The sequence below is a fragment of the Streptomyces sp. NPDC057939 genome, from assembly GCF_042887545.1.
Taxonomy (GTDB): domain Bacteria; phylum Actinomycetota; class Actinomycetes; order Streptomycetales; family Streptomycetaceae; genus Streptomyces.
In genome coordinates this window covers 1-15505 of sequence record NZ_JBHVPG010000049.1, presented here as the reverse complement: position 1 = coordinate 15505, position 15505 = coordinate 1, and the positions used below count along the sequence as shown (strand labels likewise).

15 protein-coding genes and 1 pseudogene are annotated in these 15505 nt (G+C 72.3%); 5 read left to right on the top strand and 11 right to left on the bottom strand.

Going from position 1 to position 15505, the window contains the following annotated elements:
• Nucleotides 1-50: 50 nt before the first annotated feature.
• From ACFVS6_RS34275 to ACFVS6_RS34265, 3 genes are all read right to left on the bottom strand, one after another.
• Nucleotides 51-353, bottom strand: coding sequence for a DUF6479 family protein (locus ACFVS6_RS34275; RefSeq protein WP_389710179.1), 303 nt, complete (start codon nt 351-353; stop codon nt 51-53).
• A gap of 76 nt (nt 354-429) precedes the next feature.
• Nucleotides 430-1947, bottom strand: a complete 1518-nt coding sequence (gene glpK / locus ACFVS6_RS34270; protein WP_389710177.1) for a glycerol kinase GlpK — start codon at nt 1945-1947, stop codon at nt 430-432.
• 64 nt (nt 1948-2011) lie between these two features.
• A complete protein-coding gene (locus ACFVS6_RS34265; RefSeq protein ID WP_389710175.1) occupies nt 2012-2860 on the bottom strand; it encodes an MIP/aquaporin family protein in 849 nt (282 codons plus the stop codon).
• Between the two features lie 269 nt (nt 2861-3129).
• Between ACFVS6_RS34265 and dhaK the strand changes: the two genes are divergently transcribed.
• Nucleotides 3130-4134: a dihydroxyacetone kinase subunit DhaK gene (gene dhaK / locus ACFVS6_RS34260; RefSeq protein WP_389710173.1), complete on the top strand. Its 1005-nt coding sequence runs from the start codon at nt 3130-3132 to the stop codon at nt 4132-4134.
• Nucleotides 4135-4198: 64 nt separating this feature from the next.
• Here dhaK and ACFVS6_RS34255 read toward each other — a convergent pair whose 3' ends face one another.
• The 4 genes from ACFVS6_RS34255 to ACFVS6_RS34240 form a co-directional block, all read right to left on the bottom strand.
• Nucleotides 4199-4420 (bottom strand): hypothetical protein, encoded by a 222-nt coding sequence (locus ACFVS6_RS34255; protein ID WP_389710171.1) that lies wholly within the window; start codon nt 4418-4420, stop codon nt 4199-4201.
• 75 nt (nt 4421-4495) lie between these two features.
• Nucleotides 4496-5467 carry a TerC family protein gene (locus ACFVS6_RS34250; protein WP_389710170.1) on the bottom strand — a complete coding sequence of 324 codons (972 nt, stop codon included), beginning with the start codon at nt 5465-5467 and terminating at the stop codon, nt 4496-4498.
• 102 nt (nt 5468-5569) lie between these two features.
• A complete protein-coding gene (locus ACFVS6_RS34245) occupies nt 5570-6751 on the bottom strand; it encodes a serine hydrolase domain-containing protein (RefSeq protein ID WP_389710168.1) in 1182 nt (393 codons plus the stop codon).
• 47 nt (nt 6752-6798) lie between these two features.
• Nucleotides 6799-7686, bottom strand: a complete 888-nt coding sequence (locus ACFVS6_RS34240) for a DUF4344 domain-containing metallopeptidase (protein WP_389710166.1) — start codon at nt 7684-7686, stop codon at nt 6799-6801.
• A 220-nt stretch (nt 7687-7906) separates the two neighbouring features.
• On the opposite strand from ACFVS6_RS34240, the gene ACFVS6_RS34235 reads away from it, so the two are divergent.
• Nucleotides 7907-8245, top strand: a complete 339-nt coding sequence (locus tag ACFVS6_RS34235) for a hypothetical protein (RefSeq protein ID WP_389710164.1) — start codon at nt 7907-7909, stop codon at nt 8243-8245.
• Between the two features lie 134 nt (nt 8246-8379).
• Here ACFVS6_RS34235 and ACFVS6_RS34230 read toward each other — a convergent pair whose 3' ends face one another.
• Complete coding sequence (locus tag ACFVS6_RS34230) at nt 8380-10020, bottom strand: FAD-binding oxidoreductase (protein WP_389710162.1); 1641 nt, start codon at nt 10018-10020, stop codon at nt 8380-8382.
• Nucleotides 10021-10084: 64 nt separating this feature from the next.
• Here ACFVS6_RS34230 and ACFVS6_RS34225 point away from each other — a divergent pair, with 64 nt between their 5' ends.
• Nucleotides 10085-10735 (top strand): TetR/AcrR family transcriptional regulator, encoded by a 651-nt coding sequence (locus tag ACFVS6_RS34225; protein ID WP_389710160.1) that lies wholly within the window; start codon nt 10085-10087, stop codon nt 10733-10735.
• Here ACFVS6_RS34225 and ACFVS6_RS34220 read toward each other — a convergent pair.
• On the bottom strand, nt 10722-11189 hold the full coding sequence (locus ACFVS6_RS34220) for a MarR family winged helix-turn-helix transcriptional regulator (protein WP_389710158.1): 468 nt from the start codon (nt 11187-11189) through the stop codon (nt 10722-10724). The genes ACFVS6_RS34225 and ACFVS6_RS34220 overlap by 14 nt on opposite strands.
• A gap of 89 nt (nt 11190-11278) precedes the next feature.
• Here ACFVS6_RS34220 and ACFVS6_RS34215 point away from each other — a divergent pair, with 89 nt between their 5' ends.
• Together ACFVS6_RS34215 and ACFVS6_RS34210 are read left to right on the top strand one after the other, a co-directional pair.
• Nucleotides 11279-12157, top strand: a complete 879-nt coding sequence (locus ACFVS6_RS34215; RefSeq protein WP_389710157.1) for an SDR family NAD(P)-dependent oxidoreductase — start codon at nt 11279-11281, stop codon at nt 12155-12157.
• 627 nt (nt 12158-12784) lie between these two features.
• Nucleotides 12785-14008 (top strand): molybdopterin molybdotransferase MoeA, encoded by a 1224-nt coding sequence (locus ACFVS6_RS34210; RefSeq protein WP_389710155.1) that lies wholly within the window; start codon nt 12785-12787, stop codon nt 14006-14008.
• Between the two features lie 224 nt (nt 14009-14232).
• On the opposite strand, the gene ACFVS6_RS34205 is transcribed toward ACFVS6_RS34210, so the two are convergent.
• Both ACFVS6_RS34205 and carB read right to left on the bottom strand, forming a co-directional pair.
• Nucleotides 14233-14817: a hypothetical protein gene (locus ACFVS6_RS34205; RefSeq protein ID WP_389710153.1), complete on the bottom strand. Its 585-nt coding sequence runs from the start codon at nt 14815-14817 to the stop codon at nt 14233-14235.
• A 112-nt stretch (nt 14818-14929) separates the two neighbouring features.
• Nucleotides 14930-15505, bottom strand: a pseudogene (gene carB / locus ACFVS6_RS34200) (carbamoyl phosphate synthase large subunit); the annotation flags it as partial.

Here is a 15505-nt window from a genome sequence, read left to right as displayed (position 1 = left end):
CGTGTGCTGCTGTGGGCTCCCGCGCGTGCTGCGGTCGTGCCCGCCGACGGTCAGCCGTCGCGCTTCTCGCCGCCGTCGCCGATGTTCCCGTAGCCGGGGAAGTCGTGCGGTCCGGCGTGACCACGACCCCCGGAGAAGTCGCCCGGGTCCGCCGGGGGCGGCGTGGCGGTGGTACCCGGGGCGGAGGGCCCGCTTTCCGTGGGCCCGGTGCGCAGGGTCCGACGGCGCCTGATCCCCCACCCGACGGCGGCGATCAGCATCACCGCCACGACGATGCCGATCAGGGGGAGCAGCCAGGCACCGCCCGACGTTTCGGCGGCCGTGGTGATCGCGGGTTCGAGCGTCGTTTCCATGGGCCGCGCCTACCCCGTGCGGCGCGGCCCATGTGCCGAGGTGGGAGGTGGTGGGACGAGGCGGGACGTGGCGGGCCTATTCGACCCGGGCCCAGTCGAGGGTGCGCTCCACCGCCTTCTTCCAGCCCTCGTACCCCTGTGCGCGCCGGTCCTCGGACCACTCGGGCGTCCAGCGCCGGGATTCCTGCCAGTGGGTGCGGAGTTCGTCGGTGTCCCGCCAGAAGCCGGTGGCCAGACCGGCGGCGTAGGCGGCGCCCAGTGCGGTCGTCTCCGCGACGACCGGTCGGCTGACCGGTACGCCCAGGACGTCGGCCTGGATCTGCATGCACAGGTCGTTGGCCGTCACGCCGCCGTCGACCTTCAGCACGTCGAGGTGCACGCCGGAGTCCTGTTCCATGGCCTCCACCACGTCGCGGCTCTGGTAGCAGATGGCCTCCAGTGCGGCCCGGGCCAGGTGGCCGTCGTCGTGGTAGCGGGCGAGTCCGACGATGGCGCCGCGGGCGTCGGAGCGCCAGTACGGTGCGAACAGGCCGGAGAAGGCGGGGACGAAGTAGATGCCGCCGCTGTCCTCGACGGTGCGGGCCAGACGTTCGCTGTCTGCCGCGTCATTGATGATCTTCAACTGGTCGCGCAGCCACTGGATCGCGGAGCCGGTGACGGCGATGGAGCCCTCCAGCGCGTACACGGTGGGCTCGTCGCCGAACCGGTAGGCCACGGTCGTGAGCAGCCCGTGCTGCGACCGGACCAGATCCGTACCGGTGTTGAGGACGAGGAAGTTGCCGGTGCCGTACGTGTTCTTGGCCTCGCCCGGCGCGTAGCAGACCTGTCCGACGGTGGCCGCCTGCTGGTCGCCGAGGACCCCGGTGATGGGGATGGCGGCGCGCAGCGGCCGGGACGTACGGGTCCGTCCGTAGGCGTCCGGATGGGAGGAGGAGTTGATGCTCGGGAGCATCGCCCTGGGCACGTCGAAGAACCCGAGGAGTTCGTCGTCCCAGTCGAGGGTCTCCAGGTCCATCAGCATCGTGCGGGAGGCGTTGGTCACGTCGGTGGCGTGGATGCCTCCGTCGGGACCGCCGGTGAGGTTCCACAGCACCCAGGAGTCGGTGTTGCCGAAGAGGGCGTGTCCCTCCTCGGCGGCCGCGCGGACCCCGTCGACGTTCTCCAGGATCCACTGGATCTTGCCGCCGGAGAAGTACGTGGCCGGTGGCAGGCCGGCCTTGCGCCGGATGACGTCCCCGCGGCCCGACCGTTCGAGGGCCGCAGCGATCGAGTCGGTACGGGTGTCCTGCCAGACGATCGCGTTGTAGTAGGGGCGCCCGGTGCGGGGGTCCCACACCACGGTCGTCTCCCGTTGGTTGGTGACGCCGATGGCCGCCAGGTCGGAAGCCGCGAGGTTCCCGTGCCGGAGGGCGTTCTGCATCACCGAGTTGGTGCGCTCCCAGATCTCGACGGGGTCGTGCTCGACCCAGCCCGAACGGGGGAGGATCTGGGTGTGCTCCAGCTGGTGCCTCGCCACCTCGTTCCCCGCGTGGTCGAAGACCATGAAACGGGTGCTGGTGGTCCCCTGGTCCACTGCTCCGACGAAGTCGGCCATGGGAGGCCTCCTCTCGGGTCGGTCGCTCTCTCGGGTCGGTCCCGCGGATTTCCCTCCCGGTCGTTCAGCCCTCGTCCGGAGCGGGCACCCGGCCGGGCGGCTCCGGTTCGGCGGTCGGCAGGAACCGGCCGATGAGGAACTTGTACAGGCCCGCGCCCAGCAGACCGCCGATGAGGGGGCCGATGATCGGGACCCAGTAGTAGAACTGCCCGTACTGATCTCGCCAGGCCCCGCCGTATCCGGTGAGGAAGCTGGCCAGCCGGGGGCCGAAGTCACGTGCGGGGTTGATCGCGTAACCGGCGTTGGTGCCCCAGGCCATGCCGATCGCCACCACGATCAGGCCGACGATGAACGGGGCCAGGTTGGCGCCCGGCGGCGTGCCCATCAGGTCCGTGACCGCCAGGATCAGCAGCAGCAGGATCGCCGTGCCGATGATCTGGTCCCGCAGCGCGCCCCACTCGGTGACCGGGAGGTTGGTGTTCCCGTTGGCGGGCAGCGTGGAGAACACGCCCTGTGTCTTGATGGTGTGGCCGGGGTCGACCTTCGCGAGGGCCTCGGTGTAGTTCCACCGGACGATCAGCGCCGCCACGAAGGCGCCGGCGGTCTGCGCCAGCGCGTAGGGGGCCACCTTGCGCCACGGGAAGCCCTTGAACGCCGCGAGGGCGACGGTGACGGCCGGGTTGAGGTGGGCGCCGCTCAGCCGCGCCGCGACGTAGACGCCGAGGGTGACGGCGAGGCCCCACGCCCAGGCGATGCTGTCGTGGTTGCCGAGGCCGCCCGCGGGATCCGTGAGGCCCCCGCCGGCGACGACTTGGGCCACCACCCCGCAGCCGAAGAGGATGAGGACCATGGTGCCGGCGAATTCGGCGGAGAGTTCGCCGACCAGCCCTGAGTCCTTGAGTCGCTTGACCATGGGGGCCCCTTTCCCGACGGCCGGTCCCCGGCCGTCCCACGACCCGCGTACTGCGCAATTAGTTCAATACTGGACGTGTTCCCCGCGATCCGGAACATATGCCACACATCTGCGGGGCCCGAGGTGGAGGCGGGGCGGGTGGTGGGTCGGTGGGCGCGGCACCCTCGCGGATCTCCCCGGCGCGGCGGCACACTTGGGGGGTACGGCGGGGCGCGGCGATCGTCCGCGACCGGCCCGCCGACCGCAATCGGCCACCCGGGAGGCACTCCATGAACATGCTGATCAACAGTGCGGAAACGGTGGTCGCCGACGCCCTGCGGGGGATGGCCGCGGCCCACCCGGACCTCGCCGTGGACGTGGAGCGGCGGGTGGTCGTACGGCGGGACGCCAGGGAGGGCGGGCGCGTCGGCCTGGTGTCCGGCGGCGGCTCCGGCCACGAACCCCTGCACGCCGGGTTCGTGGGTCACGGGATGCTGTCGGCCGCGTGTCCCGGCGAGGTGTTCACCTCACCCGTGCCCGACCAGATGGTGCGGGCGGCAACGGACGTCGATTCGGGTCGGGGAGTGCTGTTCGTCGTCAAGAACTACACCGGCGACGTCCTCAACTTCGACATGGCCGCCGAGCTCGCCGAGGAGGACGGCATCCGGGTCGAGCGGGTGCTGGTCGACGATGACGTCGCGGTGACCGACAGCCTCTACACGGCCGGGCGGCGCGGCACCGGGGCCACCCTCTTCGTCGAGAAGATCGCCGGAGCGGCCGCCGAGGAGGGGGCGCCGCTGGAGCGGGTCGCGGCGCTGGCCCGCCGGGTCAACGCCTCCTCGCGGAGCTTCGGCGTGGCGCTCGGCGCCTGCACGACCCCGGCCAAGGGCAGCCCGACCTTCGACCTGCCAGACGGAGAACTGGAACTCGGCGTCGGCATCCACGGGGAACCCGGCCGTGAGCGGCGTCCGATGATGCCCGCGCGGGAGATCGCCGAGGTGGCGGTGGCCGCCGTACTGGAGGACCTGGCGGCGGTGGCTCCCGCCGACGGCCCGGTGCTGGCCCTGGTCAACGGGATGGGGGCGACGCCGTTGTTGGAGCTCTACGGGTTCCACGCCGAGGTCGCGCGGATCCTCGCGGCCAGGGGAGTGCCGGTGGCGCGGACGCTCGTGGGCAACTACGTCACCTCGCTGGACATGGCGGGCTGTTCGGTGACGTTGTGCCGGGCCGACGACGAACTCCTGAGGCTGTGGGACGCCCCCGTACAGACGGCCGCCCTGCGCTGGGGCCGCTGACGGGGCGGCGGCCCCGGCCGGTCCGCGCCGGCGGACCGGTCGGGTCGTGCGGGGGAGGGGGAGCTCAGCGGGCCCCGTGGCCGTGCTCGACGTGGCCGTGTTCGGCCTGTCGGGGGTCCGCCAGGTAGTCGGGACATGCGGGGTTGTGGCAGGGGCCGGGGACCCACACGGGTACGTAGACCCCCAGCGTCTTGTGCCGCCTTTTGACGGTCGTGCTCACGGACTGCTTGCAGGCCGGGCACGCAAGCGCCCCTTGGGGACCGGTCTCATGCTCGGTTTTACTCATTTTTTAACAATAAGCCCGTTCGTCCCGAAATGGGAGGTCGGTTCTCGGGGTTCCCGTCCAAGGCCCCGTTCCGCTTCAGTCGCCGGGCGACCGGGACGGATCGTCCTCCTCCGCGGCGGGCGGCCGACGGACGCTGAGGATGACGGAACAGGCCAGCACCACGACGATGACGGCCAGACTGACCGGCGAGGGGATCTCGGGCACGCTCGGGCTGATCATCTTGTGGGACGCCTGGAGGATCAGCTTCACCCCGATGAAGGCGAGGATGATCGCGAGACCCTTGCTCAGGTAGTGGAACCGGTCCAACAGCCCGGCCAGCAGGAAGTACAGGGCGCGCAGACCGAGGATCGCGAACGCGTTGCTCGTGTAGACGATGAACGCGTCGTCGCTGACCGCGAGGACGGCAGGGACGCTGTCGACGGCGAAGATGAGGTCGGCCGCCTCGATCGCGGCGACCACGGCGAGCAGCGGCGTCGCCACGCGCCTGCCGGCCTCCTTCACGAAGAACTTCGTCCCCGCGTACTCGTCGCGGACGGGCACGACCTTGCGGAGCATCCGCACGGCGAAGCTCCTGCCCGGGTCGAAGCTGTCCTCCTCGTCCTTCATGAGCTTGTAGGCGCTGTAGAACAGCACGGCGGCGAAGACGAACAGCACGGCGGTGAAGCGGGTGACGACCGCGACGCCGAGGGACAGGAAGATCCCCCGGAACACGAGGGCCCCGATCACCCCGAAGAACAGCACCCGGTGCTGGTATTCGCGGGGCACCTTGAAGTAGGCGAAGATCACCGCGAAGACGAACAGGTTGTCGACGGACAGGCTCTTCTCCAGCAACCACGCGGTCGTGTACTCGGTTCCGGCCGTCGTGCCGAGGACGAGGAAGACCAACCCGCCGAAGGCGAGGGCGAGACTCACCCACAGGGCGCTCCAGAGGGCTGCCTCCTTGAAGCCGATCACGTGGGCGGTGCGGTGGGCCAGCAGGTCCACCGCCAGCGACACCACGACGGTCGCGGCGAACGTCCCCCACAGCCACATCGGGACATCGAGCACGCCGACCACACCCTTGTCGTGGCCCGCGCGCGACGCACGGGGCCTACCGGGTCGAGCCTCTTAGAGGAGTCTGCGGCATTTCGGCCGCCGGCGCACCGTGGGTCACTCCGCCTTCAGGGCGGCCTCCGGGGCGAGGTGGTTGGCGATCTCCGCCAGGAACGCCGAGGCCGCGTTCTGCACGGTGCTGCCCAGCCCCTGCGTCGCGACCGTCGCGACCGCGATCCTCTTCGAGGGCAGGTAGGCGACGGCTCCCGCATACCCGGCGAAGGACGGATTCTGCAGGATCCAGCCGTTCTGCACGGCCAGACCGAGGGCGAAGGAGGTGTTCGGATCGATCTGCGAGACGGGCGCGAGCTGCTTGCGGTGGGACTCCGGCGACAGAAGATCACCCTCGCCGATCGCCGTGAGCGACTTCGCCATGTCACCCAGGGTGCCCGTCATGACCGCGCCCGGCGCCAGCGTCCACGACGGGTTCCAGTACGTGGCGTCCTCGAACACGCCGCGCTCGTTGTCGAATCCGTGCAGGACGGGCGCCGGGATCTCGGCCGTGGTCGGGATGTCGGTCGCGTCCAGTCCCATCGGCCTCAGGACGTCGGCCTCCATCACCTCGGCGAGCGGACGCCCGTCGATCCGCGAGATGACGTCGCCGAGCAGCACCCAGTTGGCGTGGGAGTAGGCGAACCCCGAACCGGGCGCGCGCACCAGCGGTTTGGACACCGAGATCTCCACGAGTTCGGGCGCCGTCCAGTTCCGGAACGGGTTCTTGTACAGGTCCGCGATGAACTTCGGGTCCCGGACGTAGTCCGCGTATCCGGAGGTCGTCGACGCGAGCATGCCCAGCGTGATCTCGTTCGCGTGCGGCACGTCCGGGCGCCGACGGGACAGCTTGTCGTCGAGTGAGGCCCCGCCCCGGTCGACGATCCGGAGCAACGCGGTCGTCAGGTAGGGGATGGAGACCGCGCCGATCCGAAAGCGCATGTCGGTGGTGGCGGGTACGCCCGTCATCGCCTGGCCGGCGGCGGCTTCCGTGACGCGCTCCCCGTCGATCCACACCTCGGCCATGGCCGCGGTCAGTTTGTACCGGGCGAGCGCGTCGCGCACCCGGTCGCGCACGAACTCCGCGGAATCGGACGGTACGCACGTACCGCGGAGGGTGGCCTGGCCGGCCGGGCAGGCCGCGACGGGAGCCGCTTCGGCCCGAGCGGCGGCGGCGGGCGCGCCGGCCAGTGAGGCGCCGAGGAGCAGGGACAGGCAGGCGAGCGTGAGGGGCTTGGAACGGCGCACGACGGTGCCTCCATGGAGGTCGGTGAGCGGACGGGGGGCGGTGCCGGTCACTCCTCGGGGGGCTGCTTCTTCCAGTGGGTGGAGAGGTGCGTCTCCCAACTGCTGACAGCCTGCCGGTACTCCCTGTCGCAGCGGTACGCGCGCTGCTTCGGCAGCCATTCGTCGGACACGATCCAGGCGTACTCGACCTGGTCGGAGCCGTACAGCAGGCAGAGCTGGTTGTAGTAGCGCTGCCCACTGAGGGCGTGTTCGTCCGAGTGGTCGGGGGTGGTTCCGGCCTCCTCCCTGGCCGCGAGCTTCTGCGCCCACAGGGTGCTGCGCGTGGTGTCGCCGCTCGGGTCGACCGCGAGGAGCAGGAGGACGGCGAGCTCGTCGGCGGCGTCCTCCTCGTTGCCGGTCGACGGCAGGTCGTGGACGTCGATCACGGCATGGCCCAGCTCGTGGAAGTAGGTGCCCAGCACGGCCCCGGCGACGTCGTCCAGTACGGGGTCGTGGGTGGCGCCGGGGGCGGTGGCGTCCGTCTCCGCGTTGGCCTCGGTGAACGCACGCTCCCGTTCGGCCGCGTACTCGTAGCACAGGAGGATCTGACGGTTCCGGTAGAAGGCGTTGTCGGCGCCGCACTGCACGGCCAGGACGGATATGTCCTGCGGGACGTTCAGGAGGGCGTTGGACAACGCCGTGAAGCGTTCGAGGTACCGGCCGCCCCGCATGATCTCCTGTCCGCGCGCCGCCGCGCCCCCGTCCGGTCGGCGGATCGGCGCGTACTCGCCGAGGAACTCGCCCCCGGTGGTGGCGGAGGGCTCCGGGGTCACGGCACGGACGGCACGGGCCGTGTCGGCGGGGACGTCGGAGGAGGTGGCGGGTGGCGCCACGACGCACAGGGTCCAGGCCGCGGCCACCGACACGGCGGCGAGGGAAGTGCTCCAGCGGTTCACAGCAGACCTCCGATCTGCCCGGCGTACCACCGGCCACGATCCGGCATGACTGCCGTACGGGCGATTCCGATGGACCGGACGGGTGATGGAGGGGCTGACGGGTTGCGCGACGGAACGAAATGCGGTCGACGGCCCGGGGCGTGCGGGGGATCATGGCGCCGAGTGCTCAGGGCTGGGCACGGACGTGGGGAAGGGACTGGTGCGGTCGGTGGGGACACGCATGCTGAGGTTCGGCTTGTACGCGGACGCCGAGGGGTTGGCCTGGGTCGCGGAGGTCGTGGACCGGGAGGTCGCCCGCCGCGCGGCCCGTGTCACGAGGAGCATCGTCGTGCGCGCCGCCGACGACCCGTCGTTGGCGCGGGGGTACGAGTTCCTCGCCGAGCAGTGGGCCATCGAGCACCCCGGAGCGGACAGCGGTCGACGGGAGGCGGCCGAGCTGCACGTCCGCCTGGTCTGCTCGCTGCGCACCCACCGGGCGCTCCGCAAGGCGGTGATCAGGGGCCTGTGCCCGGAAGGCGCCGGCCCGCACACCTGCCGCGTGCCCTGGTCGGGGTGGTGACGGACGGCCGAGGCGGCCCGTACACCGGCCGGGCCTGAGCGCCCGGCCCGACGGCCCGGCCCGACGCCCGCGCCCGACGGCTGCCCGCGGCGGTACGGATCCGGCCGCCCGGTGGGCCGGATCCGTACGGATCCTCAGTCCACGAGCACGCCGGGGTTCAGGATGCCCCGCGGGTCCAGCGCCCCCTTCGCGGCCCGCAGCGCGAGCGCGAAGGGTTCGGGGCGCTGGAGGTCGTAGCCGGGGCGGTGGTCGCGGCCGACGGCGTGATGGTGGGTGATGGTCGCCCGGTGGCGGTGCAGGACCTCGCCCGCCACCGCCTTGAGGTCGTCCCAGAGGGCCACCTCGTCACCGGCGCGGCCTGCGGCCAGGACGGTGAAGTACGGGGCCGCGCCGTCCGGGTACACGTGCGTCAGACGGCAGTTGACGGTCGCGGGGTGACCGGTGGCCTTGAGAGCGGCGGCGCCCACCTCGGTGCGCACGGCCTCGATCAGGCCCGGTATCCGGTCCCAGGTCGCGGCCGTCTCGAACGTTTCCGCGACGGCGCCCATCCTGGCCAGGCCGTCGCGCAGGTAGGGCATCCGCAGGAACGCGGACCGCCACGCGCGCACGGCCGCGTCGCCGCCCGGAGCCCCGCTCGGCATCCCGTCCGACGACCCGCCCCGGGCCCCGCCCGCGGCGGTGGCGCCGTCGCGCCGCCCGCCGTACGAGAGGGCCAGCCGCACGGCCCGCTCCAGCCGTCGGGCCACCGGTTCGTCCGCCGACTCGAAGCCCAGCACCAGAACGGAACGGTCACCCCCGGCCGCACCCGCCAGGGCGGCCTCACCGGCGTCGAGCAGCCGACAGTTCGCGGGGGAGAGGTCGGACTGGGCCAGGGCCCGCACCGCCCGCAGCGCGTCCTGGAAGTCGGTGAAGGTCACCGCGGCGGACGCCTTGTGGCGGGGGCGTTCCTGGAGGCGCACCCAAGCCTCGGTGATGACGCCCAGCGCCCCTTCCGACCCGAGGAACAGCCGGTCGGGGGAGGGCCCGGCCCCGGAGGCGGGCAGCCGCCAGGAGCTGCTGGTGCCGGCCGGGGTGACCACGCGCAGCGACTGCACGAAGTCGTCGATGTGGGTGCGCCCGGTGGCGTAGTGGCCGCCCGCCCGGGTGGCGAGCCAGCCGCCCAGGGTGGAGAACTCGAAGCTCTGCGGGAAGTGCCGCAGGGTCAGCAGGTGCGGCCGCAACTGGTCCTCCAGGTCGGGCCCGAGCGCTCCCGCCTGGATGCGTGCCGCCCGGCCCTCGGTGTCGACCTCCAGGACGCGGCCCATGGCCGTCAGGTCCAGGGACAGCACGGCCCGGTGGGCGTCGCCGCGGTACTCCACGCCCCCGCTGACGGAGGAACCCCCGCCGTACGGGACGACGGCGACCTCCCGGTCACCGGCCCAGTCCAGCAGGTCCGCCACGCCCTGTTCGTCCGTCGGCCGGGCCACCAGGTCCGGGATGCGGCCCGGCCGACCGCGCAGGGCGCGGGCGACGTCGCGGTACGCCTTGCCCATGGCGTGGGCCGCGCGGTCCGCCGGGTCGTCGCGGACCAGGTGGGCGAGGCTCGGCGGCGGTTCGACCGCCGGCCGGGCGATGTCCAGGTCCGCGACGCGGGGAACGGGGAGCGGGCGGGCGAGGGTGCCGGGGAGGAGGGCGCCCATCGCCACGCACTCGGCGTCGTCGGGGTGGGCGTCCGCCCAGCCCCAACCCCACCAGGAGCGGGTACGGGACGTGGGCTGAACGGTGGTGCCGGCCATGGAGGCGCTCCGGAGGTGGCAGGAATTTACCTAGGGGTAAATTACTTACTGATAATATCCGTCCATGGCAACCCCTCCTTCGAAAGCCGGCACCAAGGGAGTCCCGCGGCAGCACCGCCGGCAACAGATGCTCGAAGCGGCCACGGAGGAGTTCGGGACCCGCGGCTACGCGGCCGCGTCGCTCCCCGCGATCGCGGCCCGGGTGGGCGTCACCAAGACCCTGCTCCACCAGTACTTCGGCACCAAGGAGGACCTGTACGTCGCCTGCCTGGTCCCCGTGGGCGACCGCATCCTCGCCACGATCCGCACGGCCATGGGCCCGGACGGGACCGCGTCGCACACCCCCCTGCGCGTGCTCCGCGCCCTCTTCACGGCGCTGGAGGGGCAGCGGGAGGCCTGGTTCGTCCTCTACGACACCACCCTGCCGCCCGACGGCGAGGCCGTGCGGCGCGCTTCGGAGTACTGGTCGGCCATCGACCGACTCGCCGCGGGCGGTACCGCCGAGCTGCTGCGCACGACGGGATCCACCGATCCGCTGGACGCCGACGCGCTCAAGTACGTCTGGCGGGACCTGGTCGCCACCCTCGTCCGCTGGTGGGTCAAGCACCCGGAGCAGACCCCCGACGCCATGACGCTGCGCTGCGCCCGCCTCTTCGCCGCCGCCGCCGGGATCGCGTCGGAAATCCCGGACGGCACGGCCGCTACGCGCCCTTGACGTCCTTCGTGGCCTTGAGCTTGCGCCACACGGTGCCCAGCGCCTCCAGGTCCCGCTCGTCGAGGAGGTCCGTGAACACCGGCGCCAGGGCCTCGCGCCGGGTCGCGTCGGCCTCGGCGAACACCGTGCGCCCCGCCTCCGTGAGGGACACCTCCACCGACCGCGCGTCGCGGGTCGAGGGCGTGCGCGTCACCAGACCCCGCGCCTGCAGGGCGTCCACGACCCTGGACACCTGACTGCGGCTGAGCAGGGTGCTGTTGCCGAGGACGGACGCGGGTACGGGCTCGGGGCTGGTGGCGAGCCACAGCATGACCTCGAACCAGGACACGGGAAGGTCGTGCGCCTTCACGAGGGCCCGGTCGACCCGGTCGGTCATCACGGTCCCGGCCCAGACCAGTCCGTAGAAGGCGTAGTCGGCCGGCTGCATCTCGGCTTCGGTGAGCTTCTTCGGCATGTCGGCAGTCTAGAGGTTGCGTGCGCGCACACATAACTTTATGGTGTGTGTGCACGCACATAAATCACGTTCCGTGAAAGGTGACCGTCATGACCTCCTTCCCCGCCACCCCCGAAACCACTCCCGGCGCGGCCCGCCCCACCGTCCTGATCACCGGAACGTCCTCCGGCATCGGTCTGGCCGCGGCCGTCGCGGCCGCCCGTGCGGGCTGGCGCACGATCGCCACCCTGCGTGACACCGGTCGGGCCGACGCCCTGCGCGAGGCCGCCGCCGAAGCGGGGGTGGAGGTCGACATCCGGCAGCTCGACGTCGTCGACGAACGCTCCGTCGCCGCCGCGATCGACGGCGTGATCGCCGACCACGGGCGACTGGACGCCGTCGTGAACAACGCGGGCGCCGGACACGTGGGAACCCTCGAACTCGAAACCGTCGCCGACGTCCGCGAGGTCATGGAGGTCAACTTCTTCGGCGTGCTCAACGTCTCCAAGGCCGCCCTGCCGCACCTGCGGGCCTCCGGGGGCCGACTGATCACGGTCACCAGTGTCGGCGGCGTCGTGGGCCAGCCCTTCAACGAGGCCTACTGCGCCGCGAAGTTCGCCGTCGAGGGGTACATGGAGAGCCTGGCCCCCGTCGCGGGCGCCGTCGGCGTGAGCGTGTCCGTCGTCGAGCCCGGCGCGGTGGCGACGGAGTTCGTCAACAACCTCGGACTCGACATCGAGGGCACCCTCGCCGCCGCCGGCCCGTACGCCGACGCGATGCACAGCTACGTGAACCGTACGGTCAGTCAGTTCATGGACGGCGCCCAGACCCCGGCCGGCGCGGCCGAGGCGGTCATGGAGGCGCTGACCGCGGAGCGCCCCGCGTTCCGCATCCAGACCTCGCAGTGGGCCCGCGACTTCACCGGTACGAAGCTCGCCGACGGGGACGGTTCCGCCGTCATCGGCATGACCACCGGCTGGGTCTCCTGACCGGACGCCCCCGGCGGCCGAACTGTGCTCCGTGCGGAACGGGGGCATGATGGCCGGGGCGGACCGGCCGCCGCCGGAGCCGCGCGTGGCGACACGCCCGAGCCGGGAGGTTCCTCATGGCCATGGACGAATCGCAGCGGGCCTGGATGGCGGTGGGCGGAGTCATCACCGTCATCCTGTTGAACCTCGTGGCCATCATCCTGATGAACGTCCTGTGACGGGCGCCGGCGCGGATCCGCCCCGACGTGACGGAGCCCCTGCGCGTCGAACACCGCGATCGGCACGCAGGGGCTTCCTTCGCCGCGCCCACCCGGGGCTGCGAGAGCCGCAAGCAGTCCCGGGGGTGGGGCGTCCGCATCAGTGAACCAAGCGTCGACCCGCGGGGACGACTGGTTCCTGGAACGGAATCGGGCCACTGGGGCCCGTGTAGGTTCAGTAAATCATCCAAGAGGCAAAGCGTGCAATGAGATGCGCATCTGCCGGCTTGTTCCGCATTCCTTGCCGCATGTGCGAATCTTCTGTGTGGCCTGGAGCTCACCGCGTGCCGGGGCCTGCGGTGAGCAGGGCGGCGCGAGAACGCAACGCTCCCCGTGCACGACGGAAAAACAGGGATCGCACGCTGGCCGCATGCCCGCGACGACCGGCACCACCCCCGTGCCCACCACCGCCACCCCACGCACCGCCACCCCGCCCGCCCGGGCAGTGCCCTGGGGGCGGGCCCGGGAGCTGGCGCACCGGGCGCCGTCGCCGCCGGCCGCCCGCCCGGTGCCGCTCGCGGAGGCGGCGGGACTCACCACGGCCGCGGACCTGTGCACGCCCGGGCCCCTTCCGGCGTTCGACACGGCCGCCATGGACGGGTACGCGGTGGCGGGCCCCGGGCCGTGGCGGGTCGTCGGCTCCGTCCGGGCGGGCGGCGTCCGAGGAGGGACGCAGGCCCCGGGCGAAGCGGTGGAGATCTCCACCGGCGCCCCGGTGCCGGCCGGCGCCCTCGCCGTGCTGCCGCTGGAGTCGGCGCGCGGCGGCGAGGGCCTGGTGTCGGGACCGGTGCCCGCACCGGGGGAGCACATCCGGCGGACCGGTGAGGACGCCCCGGCCGGCACCCGTCTCGCCCCGGCCGGCACCCGCGTCGGGCCGGCGCTGATCGGGCTCGCCGCGTCCTGCGGCCACGACGTGCTGCGGGTGCGCCCCCGGCCGACGGTGGGGGTGTTCGTCACCGGGGACGAGCTGGACCGGTCCGGCCCGCCCGGACCGGGCCGGGTGCGGGACGCGCTCGGGCCGCTGCTGCCGCCCCTGGTCGCCGCGTTCGGGGGCGAGGTGGTGTCGGTCGAGCACGTTCCCGACCGGCCGATCGGGTCGCTTGGTCGGGCCGTGCGCGAGCCGCGGGCTCCGCAGGTCGTCGTGGTCACCGGATCCACCTCGGTCGGCGCCACCGACCAGCTGCGCGAGTTCCTGCACGACGCCCGGGCGCGGATGGTCGTCGACACCGTGGCCTGCCGACCGGGGCACCCGCAGCTGCTGGCCGGTCTCGCCGACGGACGCTGGGTCGTGGGCCTGCCGGGGAACCCGTACGCGGCTCTCGTCGCTGCCCACACGCTCCTCGCGCCGCTGATCGCCGGGCTTTCGGGCCGCGGCCTGCCCGCGCTGCCGCGGGTCGCGGTGCACGGGGACGTACGGCCCGTGCCCGGTACGGCGCGGCTGGTGCCCGTCGCCTGGGAGGAGGCCGGGGCCCGGGTCGTCGGCGGCCACAGGGCCGCCTTCCTCCGAGGGGCCGCCGCGGGAGACGCCCTGGCCGTGATCGGCGAAGGATGGCTGAACGGCGCACCGGCGCCGCTGCTGCTCCTGAACGGCTGACTCCGCGCCACCGGATCGAAGGGGCAACAGGATCCGTCCGCAACCTGGTTGCCCGACGCGGGACCGACGTTCCGCGCCTACGGGGTCGACGACCACGCCAGGAGTCGAGTGACGCTGCGCTCCGGCACCCGGGCATGGGCCTACCTGGGCGCGTAGGCCGCGCTCGGGAAGTGGCGCCGGGCACCCGGCGCCTCTTCCCGAGCGCGCCGTGGGCCGTCGGAGCCTCAGCCCTGTCCCGGGTTGTACCCCCGGGAGGCGTCCGAGGTGCAGTGTGCCCAGAGTTCCAGGGCGTGCGTGCGGACGTCCCAGTTGGTGGCCGAGTGCAGTGAGCTGCCGGTCCAGCCCGTGGCCAGTCCCTCCAGGACCGGCTGCTGCTCCTCGATGGCGACGGCGATGTTGGCACCCGCCTGGACGACCTCGACGCCGCGGGGGACGTTCTCCCCGCCGGAGTAGTTCTGCCCGACCAGCCAGGGGTGATCCGTCGGGCAGAGGAACCCGGGGATGGGGATGGTCTGCAGACCTCGGAGGCTCTGCCTGAGGACCCGCAGCCTGACCTCGTCGGTGTCCTCGACGCCGCCCGTGGCCCCGGACGACACCGTGTGCCCGGTACCCGCCGTGTGACCGGAGCCGACGAGGTTGTCCCGGCCCCCGATGTTGTTGTGGCTGCCGTTGTTGACGATGATCGTCTTGTTGCCCGCCTCGTGTTCCGGCCCGTCCGCCGCGAGCGCGGAGGAAGTGCCGGTCGAGAGGACGGCCGAGAGCAGCGCGCAGGTCAGACCCGGAGCGAGAAGACTTCTGGTGTTCCTCATGAGGGACCCTTCTTGGGGCGGAACGCCTGTGGACGCGGACCGCCCCACCTTCCAGGACGAAGGGGTGCGAAATGGTCTGACTCGCCCCGGAATCCCTCGGGATGAGTAATTGTCAGAGGTTCGGTACGGCGCATTCGGCGCCGGTCTGCTGCTCCCGCGACCGGGCGTAGGGGAGGCCCGGGGCGACGTACCGGTGCAGGACCGGCTCCTGATGCTGCGCCGCGCGCAGCCGGGCGAGGGCGGCGACGGTCTCCTGGAGGGAACGCACCCCGATCTCGGCGTGGTTGAGCGCGTCGATGCCCTGGACGGCCGCGGCGAACGCCCGGACCGTCGTCAGGCACGGTACGGACCGGGCGACAGCGGCGGCCCGCAGTGCGTGGCCGTCGCCTCCGACGTTGCCGCCACCTCCGCGGGACGGGGTGTTGACGATCAGGTCGACCTGTCCGTCGTGGATGAGCTGGACGATGTTCTTCTCGCCGTCGGGGCCCTCGCCCTCGCTGAGCTTGCGCACGACGGTGGCGTTGATGCCGTTGCGGCGCAGGACCTCGGCGGTGCCGGAGGTGGCCATGAGCTCGAAGCCGTGGGCGACGAGTTCGCGCGCCGGGAAGATCATCGTGCGCTTGTCGCGGTTGGCGACGGAGATGAAGGCGCGGCCCTTGGTGGGCAGCGGGCCGTAGGCCCCGGCCTG

Excerpts from the sequence above, each read along its gene's own strand:
- ACFVS6_RS34275 (WP_389710179.1), bottom strand. The coding sequence starts at position 353 with ATGGAAACGACGCTCGAACCCGCGATCACCACGGCCGCCGAAACGTCG.
- glpK (WP_389710177.1), bottom strand. The coding sequence starts at position 1,947 with ATGGCCGACTTCGTCGGAGCAGTGGACCAGGGGACCACCAGCACCCGT.
- ACFVS6_RS34265 (WP_389710175.1), bottom strand. The coding sequence starts at position 2,860 with ATGGTCAAGCGACTCAAGGACTCAGGGCTGGTCGGCGAACTCTCCGCC.
- dhaK (WP_389710173.1), top strand. The coding sequence starts at position 3,130 with ATGAACATGCTGATCAACAGTGCGGAAACGGTGGTCGCCGACGCCCTG.
- ACFVS6_RS34255 (WP_389710171.1), bottom strand. The coding sequence starts at position 4,420 with ATGAGTAAAACCGAGCATGAGACCGGTCCCCAAGGGGCGCTTGCGTGC.
- ACFVS6_RS34235 (WP_389710164.1), top strand. The coding sequence starts at position 7,907 with ATGCTGAGGTTCGGCTTGTACGCGGACGCCGAGGGGTTGGCCTGGGTC.
- ACFVS6_RS34230 (WP_389710162.1), bottom strand. The coding sequence starts at position 10,020 with ATGGCCGGCACCACCGTTCAGCCCACGTCCCGTACCCGCTCCTGGTGG.
- ACFVS6_RS34225 (WP_389710160.1), top strand. The coding sequence starts at position 10,085 with ATGGCAACCCCTCCTTCGAAAGCCGGCACCAAGGGAGTCCCGCGGCAG.
- ACFVS6_RS34220 (WP_389710158.1), bottom strand. The coding sequence starts at position 11,189 with ATGCCGAAGAAGCTCACCGAAGCCGAGATGCAGCCGGCCGACTACGCC.
- ACFVS6_RS34215 (WP_389710157.1), top strand. The coding sequence starts at position 11,279 with ATGACCTCCTTCCCCGCCACCCCCGAAACCACTCCCGGCGCGGCCCGC.
- ACFVS6_RS34210 (WP_389710155.1), top strand. The coding sequence starts at position 12,785 with ATGCCCGCGACGACCGGCACCACCCCCGTGCCCACCACCGCCACCCCA.
- ACFVS6_RS34205 (WP_389710153.1), bottom strand. The coding sequence starts at position 14,817 with ATGAGGAACACCAGAAGTCTTCTCGCTCCGGGTCTGACCTGCGCGCTG.